The sequence below is a fragment of the Terrisporobacter othiniensis genome (genome assembly GCF_000808015.1).
Taxonomy (GTDB): Bacteria; Bacillota; Clostridia; order Peptostreptococcales; family Peptostreptococcaceae; genus Terrisporobacter; species Terrisporobacter muris.
The window spans coordinates 13,267-30,499 of record NZ_JWHR01000134.1; the positions used below are offsets into that span (position 1 = coordinate 13,267).

Here is a 17,233-nt window from a genome sequence, read left to right on the forward strand (position 1 = left end):
TTGTTTTAAAAGGGGGACAAAATGGTAGAAAGTATTAATATAAAAGAAACTGTTGAAGATGCAAAATATATATTTAATAATGGATTTGCATGTTCAGAATCTGTTATTTATGCAATTCGTAAAAACTTTCAATTAGATTTGCCTGATGATGTAATAGCTATGTCATCTGGATTTCCTTGGGGATTAGGTAGAGCCTATTGTATATGTGGAGCATTGGCTGGTGGAACTATGTGTCTGGGGTATTTCTTTGGAAGAAGAGAACCTGGTGATCCAAAGATTAATAGATGTTTTGACTTAACAAAAGAATTTAGTGATGAGTTTGTAAAATTTGCAGGTTATCAGTGTTGTGGTAAAATAACAGATGGTCTTGATAGAGAACATAATGGTCATAAGGAAAAATGTACACAGGTAGTTGCTCATGCTACAGAAACTGTATGTAGAATTGTTTGTAGGGATCTGGGTATAGAAGTTATAGAAAATTAGATAAGGCAGCTTTACGAAGAGGAATATATAAATAATTTAGAATCGGATTACATAATGATTAAAAAATAGTAAATTAGGCAAAAAATATAATTAAAGCACCAGGATATATATCCTGGTGCTTTTTACTAGTATTTTTAACAAAATTTATGATATAATTAAATTTGCATTATTTACTAAGGAGGAAGACAAATGGGAAAAAGAAAACAAGTTCAAGTTCCTGTAGAAAAGATAGAAGAGCAAAATAGATTTATTGAAGCAATAGCTGAGAAAAATTCTAGATATTTTGCTATAAATAAAAGAAAACCTAAATACATGATCCAAACTTTTGGATGTCAAATGAATGAACATGATTCAGAAAATTTAGCAGGGATGTTAGATGCTATGGGTTATGAAGCTACACTTATGACAAATGATTGTGATTTAATAATATATAATACTTGTGCAGTAAGAGAAAATGCTGAACTTAAAGTTTATGGTAACTTAGGTCACTTAAAATTAGCTAAAAGAAAAAATCCAGACTTAAAAATAGCTGTATGTGGATGTATGATGCAACAGCCTCATGTTGTTAAAGAAATAAAATCAAAGTACAAACATGTTGATTTAGTATTTGGGACACATAATTTATATAAATTCCCAGAGCTTTTAACAAATACTATGGATAGTGATTCTATATTAGTTGATGTTTGGGATGTGGATGGAGAAGTAGTAGAAGGTCTTAGAAGTAGTAGAAAATTTGAGCTTAAAGCCTTCGTAAACATAATGTATGGATGTAATAATTTCTGTACTTACTGTATAGTTCCATATACAAGAGGTAGAGAAAGATCTAGAACTCCAGAAGATATAATAAATGAAATAAAAGAATTAGCAGCTAATGGTACTAAAGAAATAACTTTACTTGGTCAAAATGTTGATTCATATGGAAAAACTTTAGAAGAAGATATAACATTTGCTCAGTTACTTAGAATGGTAAATGAAGTAGAAGGATTAGAGAGAATAAGATTTATGACTTCTCATCCAAAAGATATATCTGACGAAGTTATATATGCTATGAGAGATTGTGATAAAGTATGTGAATTCCTACACTTACCAGTACAATGTGGTTCTACAAGTCTTCTTAAAAAAATGAACAGACATTACTCTAAAGAAGATTATTTAAGAATAATAGAAAAAGCTAAAGCTGAAATACCAGGAATTGCATTTTCTACTGACTTAATGATAGGATTCCCAGGAGAGACAGAAGAAGATTTATTAGATACTATAGATGTAGTCGAAAAAGTTAAATACGACAACGCATTTACTTTTATATATTCTAAGAGAGAAGGAACTCCAGCCGCTAAGATGGAAGACCAAATTCCAGAAGATGTTAAACATGAAAGATTTAACAGAGTATTAGCTAAAGTAAATGAAATACTTGCAGGTTTAAATGCTCAGTATGTTGGAAAAACTGTTGAAGTTTTAATAGAAGGAAAAAGTAAAACTGATGAAAGTAAATTTACTGGAAGAACTAGACAAAATAAACTTGTTAACTTCACAGTGAAAAATCCAGAAGCAGATTTACTTGGAAAATTAATGAACGTAAAAATTACAGAAGCTACAACATTCTCGCTAGTTGGTGAGGAAGTTTAATAATGATAAAAGGTGTGAAATTAAATTTCACACCTTTTTTGTTGAGCAAGGACGTGTATTAAAGTGGTAACTAGGATATATCGCTGACGATATGAAATGTTTCGTCGCACGTCGCTTGAGCCAAGTGAATTTTAAGCTTCTTTAAATAAAATTATATAGGTTTATTTTAGTAAATATGGAATTGAAATTTAAAATAGGCTACGCCTTATAAGAAAAAAATTATATTTAAATGTTATAATTTTTTTAAAATTGTATATAATCAAGGGGTAAATGTTAGAAAGGAAAAATTGTGAAATGAATTTTATAGAAAATATAACAATATACATTATCCCATCGTTATTAATTTGTAGTATATACAATAAAATAAATGAAAAAAGAAATTTAGAAAATAATAAATCAGGAAATATATATAAGTTTATATTCATTTTAATGACAATATACTTGAGTATACTTTTATCATACTTAATTTCACCAACATATGGTTTTTCTTTTGAGATTAATTGGAGTAAAAATTTAAACATTAACCCTTTAAGGATTTTTGATATATTATGTGAAAGACCTAAGTCTTTAATAAAATATATTATTATGTTTTCACCTTATGGATTTTTATTACCCTTATTATGTGGAAAGATTAACACGGGTTTAAAAGTAATATTAAGTGGAATGATTTTATCTTTTTTTATAGAGACATTTCAATTATTTTTATATAAAGGAACAGACGTGAATCATATAATTTTAGCTTCTATTGGCACATATATAGGCTATCTTATATACAAATTTTTATGTCTTATTTATAAATTTAAAATTAAAAGTATTGATTTTAAAATATATGATAATATGAAGTATTTACTTTGCTACTTTGTTTTAATTTTTATTACAGTAATATGTGGTGGATTATATATAAATTATAAAAACTCAGATAATATTCAAGCTAGAAATGCATGTTTACTTGATGCAGATAATAAAAGTATTATTTATAGTAAAAGTGGTGATGAAAAAATTGCACCTGCAAGTACTACAAAAATGATTACTGCCCTTACTGTAGCAGACTATTGTAATATTAATGAAGAAGTCACAGTAGGGGATGAGATTAAATTTGTATTTAATGACGCTTCAAAAGCTGGGCTAAAAAAAGGTGATGTGGTAACTATAAAGCAATTATTAGATGGACTGCTTCTCCCTTCGGGAAATGATGCAGCCTACGTCTTGGCAAGATATACAGGTGAAAAAATATCTAATGAAAAACTATCTATGGAAGATGCTATTTCAAATTTTATGATTTATGCTAATAAAAAAGCTGTCTCAATTGGAGCTAATAATTCTAACTTTATCAGACCAGATGGATATGATGTAAGTGGACAATATACTACGGCTAAGGATTTAGCTTGTATAGGTGATGAATTTATGAAGTCAAAACTATTAAGTTCAATTGTATCAAAATATAAATTGAATGATGAATATCCAAACGGTAGTCAAGTCAAATATGAAAATACTAATGAGCTAATAAATCCTTATAGTGAATATTATTATTCTGATATAAAGGGTTTAAAAACAGGAAGTTCATTAAATGCTGGGAAATGTGTTGTTTCTGTTGCTGATATAGATAATAAGACATATATTTGTGTTGTAATGGGCTCAACAGATAAAGGAAGATGGATGGATAGTTTGTGTTTATACCAAAGCATAAAATAAGACTCATAAAACTTATGAGTCTTATTTAGCTTTTTAAAAAATTTAAAAAGTTTTCTAAAATCCTAGCAGTTATGCCCCAAATAACGTAATCTTTATATTCATAAAACCAAACAGGATATTCACCTATGGCAAATTCATATTTTTCTTTGTTTGGTATTTTATCATAAGGAAAATCTTCATTTGGAACTACTTTTACGTCATTTGTATACATATTTGCATCATATTTCATTAAATAGTCAATTGGTACTAAAAATATATGATCAACTTCATCCTTATTAATATTTAAGTCACTTATATCTTTTATTTCACCTAAATAAGGGTGAATGATTAAATTTGCATGTGATACATAAATATCCAAAGGTGATATAATAGTAATATTATCTTCAGTGGTACCGATTTCTTCGCAAGTTTCTCTTATACAAGCTTCTCTTGGAGTTTCATTACTTTCAATTCCACCACCAGGGAAAGAAATTTCACCAGGCTGACGCCTCATTTTTTTAGATCTTAATTCAAATAAAATAGAGTACTTTCCATTATCTTTTACTAAAGGTATTAAAACAGAAGCTCTTCTCATAGATTTGTAGCCATTTATATAAGGTTCATAATTATTAAATTTATCAATTATGTCTTTCAAAATAATGCCTCCTAAAATTTAAACTTATTAATAGTATAATACTATAATAACATTATAAGCTTAAATTTATAAAAAAATCATATGTTATACTAAAATATAAATAGAAAGTTAATAGGGGGGATTTGATGAATAAAATTAATAGTATATTAGAAGAAATTAAGCTTCCTGAGATAGTAAAAGTTAAACAGAATTTTGATAAAAGAAAAATAGAAGATGTAAAAGCAGAAATTAAAAAATTATTAAAAGAAGATAATTTCAAAAATAAAATTGAAAAGGGAAAAACTGTGGCTATAACAGGTGGAAGCAGGGGGATTAGTCATTATAGCATAATAATGAAAACTATAGTAGATTTCGTGAAAGAAGAAGGTGGAGTTCCTTTTATCGTACCAGCTATGGGTAGTCACGGTGGAGGAGATGCCATTGGGCAAAAGCATATACTTGAAAAGCTAGGTATTACAAAGGAAAGCATGGGCTGCGAAATAAAATCTTCTATGGAGGTAGTTGAAATAGGTAGAACAATTAAAGATCTTCCTGTGTATATTGATAAAAATGCATTTAATGCTGATGGAATAATACTTATCAATAGAGTTAAGCCACATACATCATTTAGGGGAAAATATGAAAGTGGACTTGTAAAAATGCTAGCAATTGGTCTTGGAAAAAGAAAGGGTGCAGATACTACGCATTCTTTAAGGTTTGAAAAAATGGCTGAAAATATTGAAGAGTCAGCAAAAGTGTCTATTAATAAATTAAATATACTCTTTGGTTTGGCAACAATAGAAAATGCATATGATGAGGTGGCTGAAGTACATATTTTAAATAAAGAAGAAATTCTTATAAAAGAGCCAATATTATTAGAAAAATCAAAGGAATTAATGGGAAAATTATATTTGGATAATATAGATGTACTGATTATAAAAGAAATAGGTAAAAATATAAGTGGTACTGGTATGGACACAAATATAATAGGAAGATATCATACTAAAGCGGCATCTGGAGGACCTAGTATTACAAAAATAGGATTGTTAAATTTAAATAGTGACTCAAATGGTAATGCAAATGGAATGGGCTTAGCTGACTTTATAAGTAAGCAATTTTATGAAAAAGTTGAATTTGAAAGTACATACTTAAATGCCATAACTTCCACAGAGCCAAATAGTATTAAGCTTCCAATGGTCCTAGATAATGATGAATATGTGTTCAAAGCTTGCGCCAAAACCTGCGGTATTTTAAACCATCAAGATATTAAATTAGTTATAATAGAAAATACTAAAAGCTTAAATAAAATATACATGAGCAAGGAAGCCTATAATAATATAAATGATTATAATATGGTTAAAATGGAAGGCGATTATTTTAATATTAAGTTTGATGATTATGGTAATTTTATCGTATAAAATGTTAAAAGAATATTAAATTATTAAATTAATGTAAAGAATAGTTAAAGTACTGTTAATATGGTAAAAATTGCTTAACTTCTGTATATAATGAAATAAAAAGGAGTGAATAGTATGACTACTATAGCTTGGGTATTTATGGGTACAGCTTTTCTTATAATTGCAGGAGCAGCAATACTATCTTTAAATAGAATATTAAAAAATGAAAAATAATATTCTAATAGGCTTTCATACTGTTTTTTAGACAATAAATTATACGGCATAATAAGTAAAATTATATACATTAATGTAAAATAGCTATTTATGAAAATAAATAGCTATTTTTTAGTTTTAAGGGTATATTTTAAAGATAACATATAAATTGTGTTATATGATATAATAACAAAAGACAAAGGAGGTAGAAATATGGAGATTGACAGACAAAAACTTACTCCTATGATGAAACAATACTTTGAATGTAAGGATAAATATCCTGATTGCATATTGTTTTTTAGATTAGGAGATTTTTATGAGATGTTCTTTGAAGATGCAATAGTTGCTTCAAAGGTACTTGAAATAGCATTAACAGGAAAGTCTTGCGGCTTAGAAGAGAGAGCGCCTATGTGTGGTATTCCCTTCCATGCAGCTGCTTCATATATATCGAAATTAGTAGAAGCTGGATACAAAGTTGCTATTGGTGAACAGATGGAAGATCCACAAACGACAAAAGGCATAGTAAAAAGAGAAGTAATTCAAGTAGTGACGCCAGGAACTGTTTTAGAAGGAAATTTACTTGAAAATAAAAAGAATAATTACTTAATGTCTTTATACAAAGTTAATGATAATTTTGGACTTTCATATGTGGATATTAGTACAGGAGAAACTAATGCCACACTTATTAAAGAAGATAAACTTATTGAAGAAATAGCTAAGGTTAGCCCTTCGGAAATTATATTAAATGACTTAAGCTTCAAGGATAATTTGAAAAATATAGCCATAATGGGGAACATTTATATAAATGAAAATTTTGATGAGAATTATTTAAACACAAATATATTAAGTGAATACTTTAGTGAAGACTACTTAGAAACTTTAAGGTTTGATGATAAAAATTTAATTAAAACTAGTTTATGCATACTTCTTAATTATATATATAATACTCAAAAACAAATTACATCAAATATAAATGTAATAAACATATATAATCCTAGTGAATATATGGTTCTTGATATGTTTACTAGAATAAACCTAGAATTAACTCAAACAATTAGAGGTTCTAAAAAGAAAGGTTCACTACTTCATGTGTTAGATAAAACATCTACTGCCATGGGTGGAAGACTTCTTAGAAAATATGTGGAAGAGCCCTTGGTTAATAAAAAAAGAATAGATGAAAGACTTGATGTTATAGAAGAGATAAAGGATGATTTTTCTCTTAGAGAAGACTTAATAGATATACTAAAAAATGTCTACGACATAGAAAGAATTTGTGGGAAAATTGCTTTTGAAAAAGTAACACCAAAAGAAATGATTAACTTAAAAAATTCCATAGAAAAGCTTCCGCTTCTAAGAGATAGAATAAACTCATGTGATGGAACTACTATAAAAAAATATATAGATTCTATGGAAGACTTAAATGATATTTATAAGCTAATAAATGAAGCTATTAAGGAAGAGCCAAGTTTAACTATTAAAGATGGTAATATAATAAAATCTTCTTATAATGAAGAGTTAAGAGAACTTAGAAATATTTCTAAAAATGGTGCCTTCATGATAAAGGATATAGAAAATCGTGAAAGAGAAAAAACAGGAGTTAAATCACTTAAAATAGGATTTAATAAGGTATTTGGATACTATATAGAAATAACTAAGGTAAATCTAGCTAACTTAGATTTAGAAGGTAGATATATAAGAAAGCAAACTCTAAGTAATGCAGAAAGATTTATAACAGAAGAGTTAAAAGAGATAGAAGATAAAATATTACATGCTGAAGAAAAAATAAAAGCATTAGAATATGAAATTTTCGTTAAAATAAGGCAAACTATTTATAATAATATAGATAGAATTCAAAATGTGGCCAAAATTATAGGAAATATAGATGTATTTACTTCATTTGCCACAGTGGCTCACATAAATAACTATGTTAAGCCAAATATAAATATTGATAATAAACTTGATATAAAAAATGGACGTCATCCAGTAATAGAAAATATAGTTGGAGAAGAAAATTTTGTTCCAAATGATACTTACTTAAATACTGGAGAAAATATTATCAATATAATTACAGGACCAAATATGGCAGGTAAGTCTACTTATATGAGGCAAAGTGCCATAATTTGTTTAATGGCTCATATGGGTTCATTTGTCCCAGCAGAATATGCAAATATTCCGATTTGCGATAGAATTTTTACAAGAGTAGGTGCTAGTGATGACTTATCGCAAGGTCAATCTACTTTTATGGTGGAAATGAGTGAAGTTTCTCACATACTAAAAAATGCTACAGACAAAAGTTTAGTTATATTAGATGAAATCGGTAGGGGTACATCTACTTATGATGGTATAAGTTTAGCTTGGTCAATAGTTGAATATATAGAAAAATATATTAAGTGTAAAACTTTATTTGCTACTCACTATCACGAGTTAACGGAGCTAGAAAATGAGTTTGATGAAGTTAAAAATTACTCTATTGCAGTAAAAGACGATGGAGAAAATATAATATTCCTTAGAAAAATCATAGATAGTCCAGCAGATAAAAGTTATGGTATTTATGTTGCTAAACTTGCTAAGCTTCCTGATGAAGTTATTAATAGATCATCAGAAATTTTAAAGGATTTAGAAAAAAATCACATATATAACGGCTACGCCATAAATGGAATAGCTAATAATGAAGAAAATTCTTTAGAAAATGGGCAAATTAGCAAAAAGAACAAATGTTCGTCAGCCGAAAATATAGCACTTAATAAAGAAAATTCGATAAATAATATAGAATTAGAACTAAAAAAACTTGAGCAAAGCAATCTTAAAAATGAATATGAATCATTAAAAATAGAACAAGAAAGTTTAAATAAAACTTATAAAAAACTAAGAAAAGATTACGATAAATTAATTGAAGAATATGAAAAAATAAAAAATGAGAGTTCAGTAAATAACTTAAATAAAGCAAATAAAGAAGCTGCTCTAACAGTGGATCAAATAACTTTTGATATAGTTGAAGATAATAATATATTAGACGAAATAAAAAATCTTGATATATTAAGTATGACACCACTAGATGCAATGAATGCACTATTTAACCTTCAAAAGAAGGCAAAGAATAAATAGAATTCATAAAGTAGCTTAAGAGATAAAATCCACGATGTGGCTTAAAATTTCATGAGCCAACACTGTGGCTTAAAATTATTCTTTGGAGGAATATTATGTCAAAGAAAATAAATATATTAGATGATTTAACAATAAATAAAATAGCAGCAGGAGAAGTAGTCGAAAGACCTTCTTCTGTCACTAAAGAATTAATAGAAAACTCCATAGATGCTGGTGCTACACAAATAGTTATAGACATAGTTGATGGAGGAAAAAAACAAATAAGAATTACGGATAATGGTAGTGGAATTTTATCTAGTGAAGTGGATAAATCGTTTTTAAGACATGCTACTAGTAAAATAAAAAAAATAGATGATTTATATGACCTATATTCTTTAGGCTTTAGAGGAGAGGCTTTAGCTTCTATAGCTTCTGTTTCTCGCTTAGAAATGATTACAAAAACTAAAGATGAACCATTGGGAACGAAGGTTGTTTTAGAGGGTGGAAAAGAAGTTGTAAAAGAGCCTGTGGGAACAAAGAATGGAACTACAATGATTATAAAAGATTTATTCTTTAATACTCCTGTTAGACAAAAGTTTTTAAAATCAACTCATGCAGAAACTATCAATATAAGTGATTTAATTAATAAACTTGCCATAGGAAATACACATATTCAATTTAAATATATAAACAATGGTAAGCTAATGTTAAACACACCAGGAGATGGTAAGCTTATTTCTGTTATTAGAAGTATATATGGAAAAGAAATAGTTGAAAATTTAATAGAAATTAATGAAGAAGGTAAATATTGTAATATCTGTGGATATATGGGTAATAATAATATTTATCGTTCAAATAAAAACTTACAACATATTTACATAAATAATAGATTTGTCAAAAGTAAAATAATACTAGACGCTATAAGTGAAGCATATAAAGGTATTATACCAATTAATAAGTATGGCGTATGTTTCCTAAATATACATATAAATCCATCCAAAATAGATGTTAATATACATCCTACAAAAATGGAAATTAAATTTGAAGATGATAAAGATTTATATATAGAAATTAGAGATTTACTAAAGAAAAAATTATTAAATACTGCTTTAATTGGCAAGTATGAAATTTATGATAAAAAACCTATTGTAAATGAAAGTAAAGAGATATATTTAGAGAAGAAAGAAATTATACCACAAGCAAATACTGTAAAAGATATAAGTATGGCTACGCCATCAATAAAAGAGTTGGATAGTAGTAATACCTTTATGTCACTAGAAGAAGCTTTAAAGCAAGGTACTAATAAAGAAGAAGCTAATAAAGACTTAAATAGTACTAGTATAAAAGAAAAAATAATACAAGATAAAATAAATAAAAAAGAAGATTTAAATGAAGATGTTAAGCTTCAACCTATAGAAAATAAAAGTGGAGAATACTTTATTGATGGTGTTGTTGATGTGAGTAAATCATTTACCTTTGATGAACTAGATTCTTTAAGTAAAATTGATAAAAATAAGATTGATGAAAAAGAAAATTACACTCAAATAGGTGGAGAAGAAAGTACAATAAAATCAAATGAAAATAGATTTTCAATTACAGATTTTAGAGTTGTTGGAAGCATACTTAATACTTATATTATACTTGAAAAAAATAACTCTATGTATTTATTAGATCAGCATGCAGCTCACGAAAAGGTATTATACGAAGAATATATGAAAAAATTTAAAAATCATAAAATAGATATGCAAATGTTATTAGATCCAATAGTACTTGAAATATCTAATATAGATATGCTAAAAGTAGAGAGTAATCTTGATTTGTTTTTAAATTTTGGTTTTGAAATTGAGTTATTTGGAAATAATCACATTATGATAAGAGGTGTGCCTACTATTTTTGGTAACCCTGAAAGTGAGAAATTTATTCTTCAAATTATTGATAATATAGATGATTTGAAAAATAGTTATGATTTAAAAGGGGATAAATTTGCATCCATGGCATGTAGAGCAGCCATAAAAGCAAATGATAAAATTCATACTATGGAAATGAAAAAGCTTCTATCTCAAATGGAGGTATGTGAAAATCCATTTACATGTCCTCATGGCAGACCTACCATAGTTGAAATATCAAAAAAAGAAATTGAAAAAATGTTTAAAAGAATTATGTAAGATGAGTAAGGAAGGAAGCCTATGAAAAAGATACCACTTATCATCCTAACAGGACCTACGGCCGTTGGGAAAACAGCTTTATCAATAGAACTTGCAAAAGACTTAAATGCAGAAATTATATCTGCTGATTCTATGCAAATATATGAATATATGGATGTGGGAAGTGCTAAAGTTACTAAAGAAGAAATGAATGGTGTAATTCATCATATGATAGATGAAGTTAAGCCAGATTTTCCATTTTCAGTATCAGAATTTCAGCATAGAGCAGGTAAATATATAAAAGAAATAGCTAATAAAGGAAAAAATGTATTAGTTACTGGAGGAACTGGTTTATATCTTAATTCATTAATATACAATATGGATTTTGCTAAGTCCAATGCGAATTCTGAAATAAGAGAAAAGCTGGAAAAAGAACTACAAGAAAAAGGCATAGATTATATGCATGAAAAGTTAAAGTCACTAGACAGTGAAGCAGCTTCTAGGATACATAAAAATAATAGTAAAAGAGTTATAAGGGCCTTAGAAGTATGTTTAGATGGAAAGAAAATGCAAGACTTTTCAACTGATTTAAGATACAACGAAGACTATTTACCAATAATAATAGTTTTAAATCGTGATAGAGAAATTCTTTATGATAGAATAAATAAAAGAGTAGATATTATGATGGAAAATGGATTAGTTGAAGAAGTTAAGAATTTGCTAAACATGGGATACGATAAAAATTTAATATCTATGCAAGGAATTGGATATAAAGAAATTGTCAAATATTTAGAGGGTGAATATACTTTAGAAGAAGCTATCGAAATAATCAAGAGAGATTCAAGACGATATGCCAAAAGGCAAATAACTTGGTTTAAAAGATATAAGGATAGTAAATGGTTTGACTTAGGAAAATATAATAATATAGAAATACTAAAGGAAGATATTTTGAACTTTATTGAAAATATATCTGAAAATGTATAATATTATAATATAATTGTTTATAGATGGAAAGTTTATTCAAATATAATTTAGTCGGGAGGATATTGTTAATGAAAAATACTGCTTTAAATTTACAAGATTTATTTTTAAATAATGCTAGGAAAGAAAGAGTACCTGTAACAATATATCTAATGAATGGTGTCCAAATTAAAGGATATGTAAAGGGGTTTGATAGCTATATAGTATTACTAGAAGGTGAGAATAGACAACAAAATCTAATTTATAAACATGCAGTTTCTACAATAGTACCAGGCAAAAGTATAAACTTACAAAATACAAATCAAAATAATGCAAAGTAATATAAAAGATAAATATTTAATTTGCTTATATCAACAATGAAACGCTTTCAGGTAACTATATTGTTTAAAAGGTACTTATATTAACCTACAATAAATTATGGGTTGATATAAGTGCCTTTTTACTTACAAGAAGGCGATATGTTTCTCAAATTTGCCGACATGAGTAAAGCAAATTTTAAGTAACGGATTTATCCGAAGTGGTAACAAGAATATATCTTTGATGATATAATCTAAGCAAATTTTTTAACTTTAAATCTTGAAGTTAAATTTTTACTATGATAAACTTTTTAAAGTGACAAATAAAAGAAAATAGGTGAGATTAAGTGCTTAAAGAGACAAGTGAATTATTAAAAGAATACTACGGATTGGATGATGAAACTTTTGAATTATCCAATGAAGTAATGGAAGATATAAAAGATCAATTTGATAAAATAAAAGAAATAAGAGAATTTAACCAATATAAAGTTTTAAGAGCTATGCAAAGAGCTCATTTAAGTGATAATCACTTTAACTGGACGACAGGGTATGGATATAACGATATTGGACGTGAAAAAATTGAAGAAATATATGCAGATGTATTTGGAGCAGAAGATGCTTTAGTTAGGCCAATAATAGTAAATGGAACTCATGCCTTAAGTTTATGTATACAAGGGATTGTTAGACCAGGAGATGAAATATTGTCTATTACAGAAAAACCTTATGATACTTTACAAGGTGTAATAGGAATAAGAGAAGAAAAAGGCTCTCTAAAGGAATTTGGAGTTACATATGATGATGTTGATTTCTTACCAGATGGAAACATAGACTTGGAAGGTGTTAAGAAAAAGATAAACGAAAAAACAAAACTAGTAATGATTCAAAGATCAAAAGGATATTCTTGGAGAAAATCATTATCAATAGAAGATATAAAAGAAGCTATAGATGTTGTTAAATCAGTTAACAAGGATTTAATAGTAATGGTTGATAACTGTTATGGTGAATTCTTAGATATAAAAGAGCCTACAGAAGTTGGTGCTGATATAATGGCTGGTTCATTAATTAAAAACCCAGGTGGAGGTCTTGCATTAACTGGTGGGTATATAGCTGGTAGAAAAGATCTAGTTGAAATGATATCTTATAGATTAACTACTCCTGGTATAGGAAAAGAATGTGGTTTAACATTTGGAACTACAAGAAATGTACTACAAGGATTCTTTATGGCGCCTTATGTAACATCTCAAGCAGTAATGGGAGCAATATATTGTGCTAGAATGTTTGAAAAATTAGGATATGATGTACTTCCAAAATACGATGATTTAAGAAGTGATATTATACAAGTTGTAAGACTTAAAAATGCTGAGGAAGTTATAGCATTTTGTCAAGGAACACAAGCAGCAGCTCCAGTTGATTCTTATGTGAAACCAGAACCATGGGCAATGCCTGGTTATGAAGATGAAGTAATAATGGCAGCAGGAGCATTTATTCAAGGGTCATCAATAGAACTTAGTGCAGATGCACCAATTAGGCCGCCATATAATGTTTACTTCCAAGGTGGACTTACATTTGACCATTCAAAAATGGGAACTTTAAAAGCAGTGGAATATATTAAAAAAATAAAAAAATAGAATAATAATAAAAAAAAGTCTTAATATATAATTGTATTAAGGCTTTTTTTGTATACTTTATATATAATAATATCAAGATGAAAGATAGAAGGTGATAAATTATATGGAGATATGTATTTTTTTGGGAGCAGGAGCTTCTGCAGCAGAAAACTTACCTATACAAAATGAATTGTTCTCTAATTATTTTAAATATAGTTTACCTTTACACCCAGATAGTCAGATGAATATAAAGCTTAGAGAATTTTTCAAAGAAATATTTAATATTGATGTAGTTCTTGATGATATAGATAATATTAATTTCCCCACATTTGAAGAAGTACTTGGTATTTTAGATATGGCAGAACAAAGACGGGAATCATTTAAAAATTTTGGAACAGATACTTATAATAATAAAAATGGGTCAATTAATCTTTTGCGACAATATTTAGTATTATTAACTGCCAATTCAATTAATAATGCTTCAAAAGAAAGTCATAAGTATCATGAATTATTATTGAATAATTTATTAAAGAAAAATCAATTGTTAAACACAACTTTTATTAGTGCAAATTATGATATTCATATAGATAATACAATTTCAAAACTATACGATAAAAACAATCTACCCGTAATGTTAGATTATGGAGTGGACTTTGCTAATTTTAATTTTAAAAGTAGTTCTTGGAAAAGACCCACTGGAAAAACAATAAAACTATATAAAATACATGGTTCTCTAAACTGGTTATATTGTCCCATATGTTCAAGTTTAACGCTTACTCCATATGAAGGAGGCGTTATGAGGATTTTAAATAATCAAGATGAGGCTACTTGTTTAAATTGTAATGAGCATACAATTCCCATAATAGTACCTCCTACATACTTTAAAGATATGTCTAATGTTTATCTAAGTAGTGTATGGAACAAAGCAGAAGCTTCATTAAGAAAAGCAGATGTTATTATTTTTTGTGGATACTCATTTCCAGAAGCTGACATACATATCAAGTATATGCTTAAAAGAGTTCAAACAAGTAGAAATAATAATCCATTAAAAATAATTGTATTCAATAACCATAAAAATAAATCAAATTCAGTTTTAAAAAAGGAAGAAATGAGATATAAAAGATTTTTAGGAGAAGATATTATTTTTACGAAAGCTTCTTTTCAGGATTTTGCAACAGATCCTTATAAGTATATAAGTCTTTTAGAAAATAATAATTGATTTTAAAGATATATAATTAAAAATTATTTTAGGGGGATAAAAATGCTTGGAGTAATAGTAAATAGTTTTGCAATAATTTGTGGAGGTCTGTTAGGATTAATAGTTAATAAAGGAATACCTAAGCGATTAGATAAATCCATTATGGATGGACTAGCACTTGTAGTTATTTATATGGGCATATCTGGAGCACTTAAAGGAGACAATCCCTTGTATGTAATAATTTCCATGGTGATTGGTATTATAATAGGTGAATTGATTGATATTGATAAATTATTAAATAAATTTGGTTTATATTTAGATGATAAAATATCAAATAAAAATACAGATACATCAGATGAACTAAATAAAGAAAATAAAATATCAAAAGGATTTGTATTTTCCAGCTTATTATATTGTGTAGGTGCTATGGCAGTAGTTGGATCTATAAAAAGTGGACTATCAAATGATTATTCTGTATTATTTGCTAAATCAGTATTAGATGGTGTATCATCCATATTTTTTGCAGCATCAATGGGAGTAGGAGTTTTGTTATCAAGTATAGTTGTATTTTTATATGAAGGAATAATAACTCTAGGAGCTTTTGGACTATCTAGTATACTAAGTACAAATGTTATAACATATATGACATGTGTAGGCAGTTTGTTAATTATGGCCATGGGATTGAACATGTTAAAAATATGTGATATAAAGGTTGCAAATATGCTACCATCCATGTTTATTCCTATAATTTTGGGAATTTTCAACATTATTTAGAAGAAGTTTTAGACAAATTATTTATTTGGAAGGAATATAACTCTTAAAATCAAATATTTAGTAATAAAATGAATTAATATTTGATTTTTAGGAGGAGGAACTAAATGATAACTTTTGATATAAACGGTGCAATCATAAAATTTGATGACAAAAGAGATAAGTATAATACTATAAGGAGAAATTTTAAAAATTATGGAGATGAATCTTGTAAACGATTTATGGATTATTGTTTAGATAGTATTACAAATACTAGACATATCAGTGAAAAGCATTTAGAATATGGCCAAAACTTAATTAATGAAGTAATAAGAAAAGGTGTGGAAACTCTTGTAGGATATAATATCATAACAATAGATTTTAATTTATTTAAAGAAATTTATTGTAATAAATATTTAGATTTTGAAAGACTTTTCCATAATGTAACTAGAGATTTATCTAATTCTAGAAATAAAAAGAATAATATAAAAATATTTGATATTAAACCAGTTATATTAAACCTTTGTGAATATTTATTTGAAGATTGCTTTAGTATACATCTTGCTGTTTTAGATGCATTAATAGAAAATGGTGTAACTGAAGTTAACTCTTATATTGATAAAAAATCTATTAGACAATCTAATGCACTTTTTAATAATTATAAAGATGGATTTATAAGTAAACTAGATGGGTGTAAAGTTGTACAAAAAATTATAATGTCAAATCCTTATAGAAAAGAAGTATATGAGTTTCTTATAAAAGAAGATGGAGATTTTTCTGGTGAAATAGAAAGCTTAGCATCATACTTAGGATTTGATTTAAAAGAATATAAAGGTTTTTTAATGGATATGTATATAAAAGAATTAATGGACAAAGGTGTGGGCAATATTGAAATGGCAAAAGAAAAAGTTAAAAAGTATGCTAAATATATTGGGTGTAAAAATGATAGTATATTTATAACTAGAATCGATGCAATATATATTTTTGAAAATGCATAGAAAAAAACTTCTACTTAAATTAATAAGTAGAAGCTTTTTTTTGGAGTGAAAATATATTTTAATAGAAAATTCAAAAAACTTTTATAAATTAAGTTAATATTTTATTCGGTTAATTTAATTAATAATAATGCCCGTTGGTATAGTTTTATTG

13 protein-coding genes and 1 pseudogene are annotated in these 17,233 nt (G+C 27.2%); 13 read left to right on the forward strand and 1 reads right to left on the reverse strand.

The genetic code is table 11. From position 1 onward, the window contains the following. Nucleotides 1-21: 21 nt before the first annotated feature. The 4 genes and pseudogenes from QX51_RS16800 to QX51_RS21315 all read left to right on the forward strand — a co-directional run bounded on the left by QX51_RS16800 (nt 22) and on the right by QX51_RS21315 (nt 3,801). Nucleotides 22-483, forward strand: coding sequence for a C-GCAxxG-C-C family (seleno)protein (locus tag QX51_RS16800; RefSeq protein ID WP_039681058.1), 462 nt, complete (start codon nt 22-24; stop codon nt 481-483). 189 nt (nt 484-672) lie between these two features. Then, nucleotides 673-2,109, forward strand: coding sequence for a tRNA (N6-isopentenyl adenosine(37)-C2)-methylthiotransferase MiaB (gene miaB / locus QX51_RS16805; RefSeq protein WP_039681059.1), 1,437 nt, complete (start codon nt 673-675; stop codon nt 2,107-2,109). 429 nt (nt 2,110-2,538) lie between these two features. Then, nucleotides 2,539-2,880 (forward strand): annotated as a pseudogene (locus QX51_RS21855) (VanZ family protein); the annotation flags it as partial. 66 nt (nt 2,881-2,946) lie between these two features. Next, nucleotides 2,947-3,801: a D-alanyl-D-alanine carboxypeptidase family protein gene (locus QX51_RS21315; RefSeq protein ID WP_242842768.1), complete on the forward strand. Its 855-nt coding sequence runs from the start codon at nt 2,947-2,949 to the stop codon at nt 3,799-3,801. A gap of 25 nt (nt 3,802-3,826) precedes the next feature. Here QX51_RS21315 and QX51_RS16815 read toward each other — a convergent pair whose 3' ends face one another. Further along, on the reverse strand, nt 3,827-4,435 hold the full coding sequence (locus tag QX51_RS16815; protein WP_079764817.1) for an NUDIX hydrolase: 609 nt from the start codon (nt 4,433-4,435) through the stop codon (nt 3,827-3,829). A gap of 125 nt (nt 4,436-4,560) precedes the next feature. Here QX51_RS16815 and QX51_RS16820 point away from each other — a divergent pair, with 125 nt between their 5' ends. The 9 genes from QX51_RS16820 to QX51_RS16860 all read left to right on the forward strand — a co-directional run bounded on the left by QX51_RS16820 (nt 4,561) and on the right by QX51_RS16860 (nt 17,082). Next, nucleotides 4,561-5,832 carry a nickel pincer cofactor-dependent isomerase, group 22 gene (locus QX51_RS16820; protein WP_039681062.1) on the forward strand — a complete coding sequence of 424 codons (1,272 nt, stop codon included), beginning with the start codon at nt 4,561-4,563 and terminating at the stop codon, nt 5,830-5,832. Between the two features lie 405 nt (nt 5,833-6,237). After that, nucleotides 6,238-9,129 carry a DNA mismatch repair protein MutS gene (gene mutS, locus QX51_RS16825; RefSeq protein WP_039681063.1) on the forward strand — a complete coding sequence of 964 codons (2,892 nt, stop codon included), beginning with the start codon at nt 6,238-6,240 and terminating at the stop codon, nt 9,127-9,129. Between the two features lie 95 nt (nt 9,130-9,224). Further along, complete coding sequence (gene mutL / locus QX51_RS16830; protein ID WP_039681064.1) at nt 9,225-11,273, forward strand: DNA mismatch repair endonuclease MutL; 2,049 nt, start codon at nt 9,225-9,227, stop codon at nt 11,271-11,273. A gap of 21 nt (nt 11,274-11,294) precedes the next feature. Beyond that, nucleotides 11,295-12,236 (forward strand): tRNA (adenosine(37)-N6)-dimethylallyltransferase MiaA, encoded by a 942-nt coding sequence (gene miaA / locus QX51_RS16835; RefSeq protein WP_039681065.1) that lies wholly within the window; start codon nt 11,295-11,297, stop codon nt 12,234-12,236. A 68-nt stretch (nt 12,237-12,304) separates the two neighbouring features. Next, nucleotides 12,305-12,553 (forward strand): RNA chaperone Hfq, encoded by a 249-nt coding sequence (hfq, locus tag QX51_RS16840; RefSeq protein WP_039681066.1) that lies wholly within the window; start codon nt 12,305-12,307, stop codon nt 12,551-12,553. A 323-nt stretch (nt 12,554-12,876) separates the two neighbouring features. Continuing rightward, entirely contained in the window at nt 12,877-14,157 is a 1,281-nt protein-coding gene (locus QX51_RS16845; protein WP_039681067.1) for a methionine gamma-lyase family protein, read from the forward strand. Between the two features lie 103 nt (nt 14,158-14,260). After that, complete coding sequence (locus QX51_RS16850; RefSeq protein WP_039681068.1) at nt 14,261-15,355, forward strand: SIR2 family protein; 1,095 nt, start codon at nt 14,261-14,263, stop codon at nt 15,353-15,355. A gap of 42 nt (nt 15,356-15,397) precedes the next feature. Beyond that, complete coding sequence (locus QX51_RS16855; protein WP_039681069.1) at nt 15,398-16,108, forward strand: DUF554 domain-containing protein; 711 nt, start codon at nt 15,398-15,400, stop codon at nt 16,106-16,108. A gap of 104 nt (nt 16,109-16,212) precedes the next feature. Then, nucleotides 16,213-17,082, forward strand: a complete 870-nt coding sequence (locus QX51_RS16860) for a hypothetical protein (RefSeq protein ID WP_039681070.1) — start codon at nt 16,213-16,215, stop codon at nt 17,080-17,082. Nucleotides 17,083-17,233: the final 151 nt, after the last annotated feature.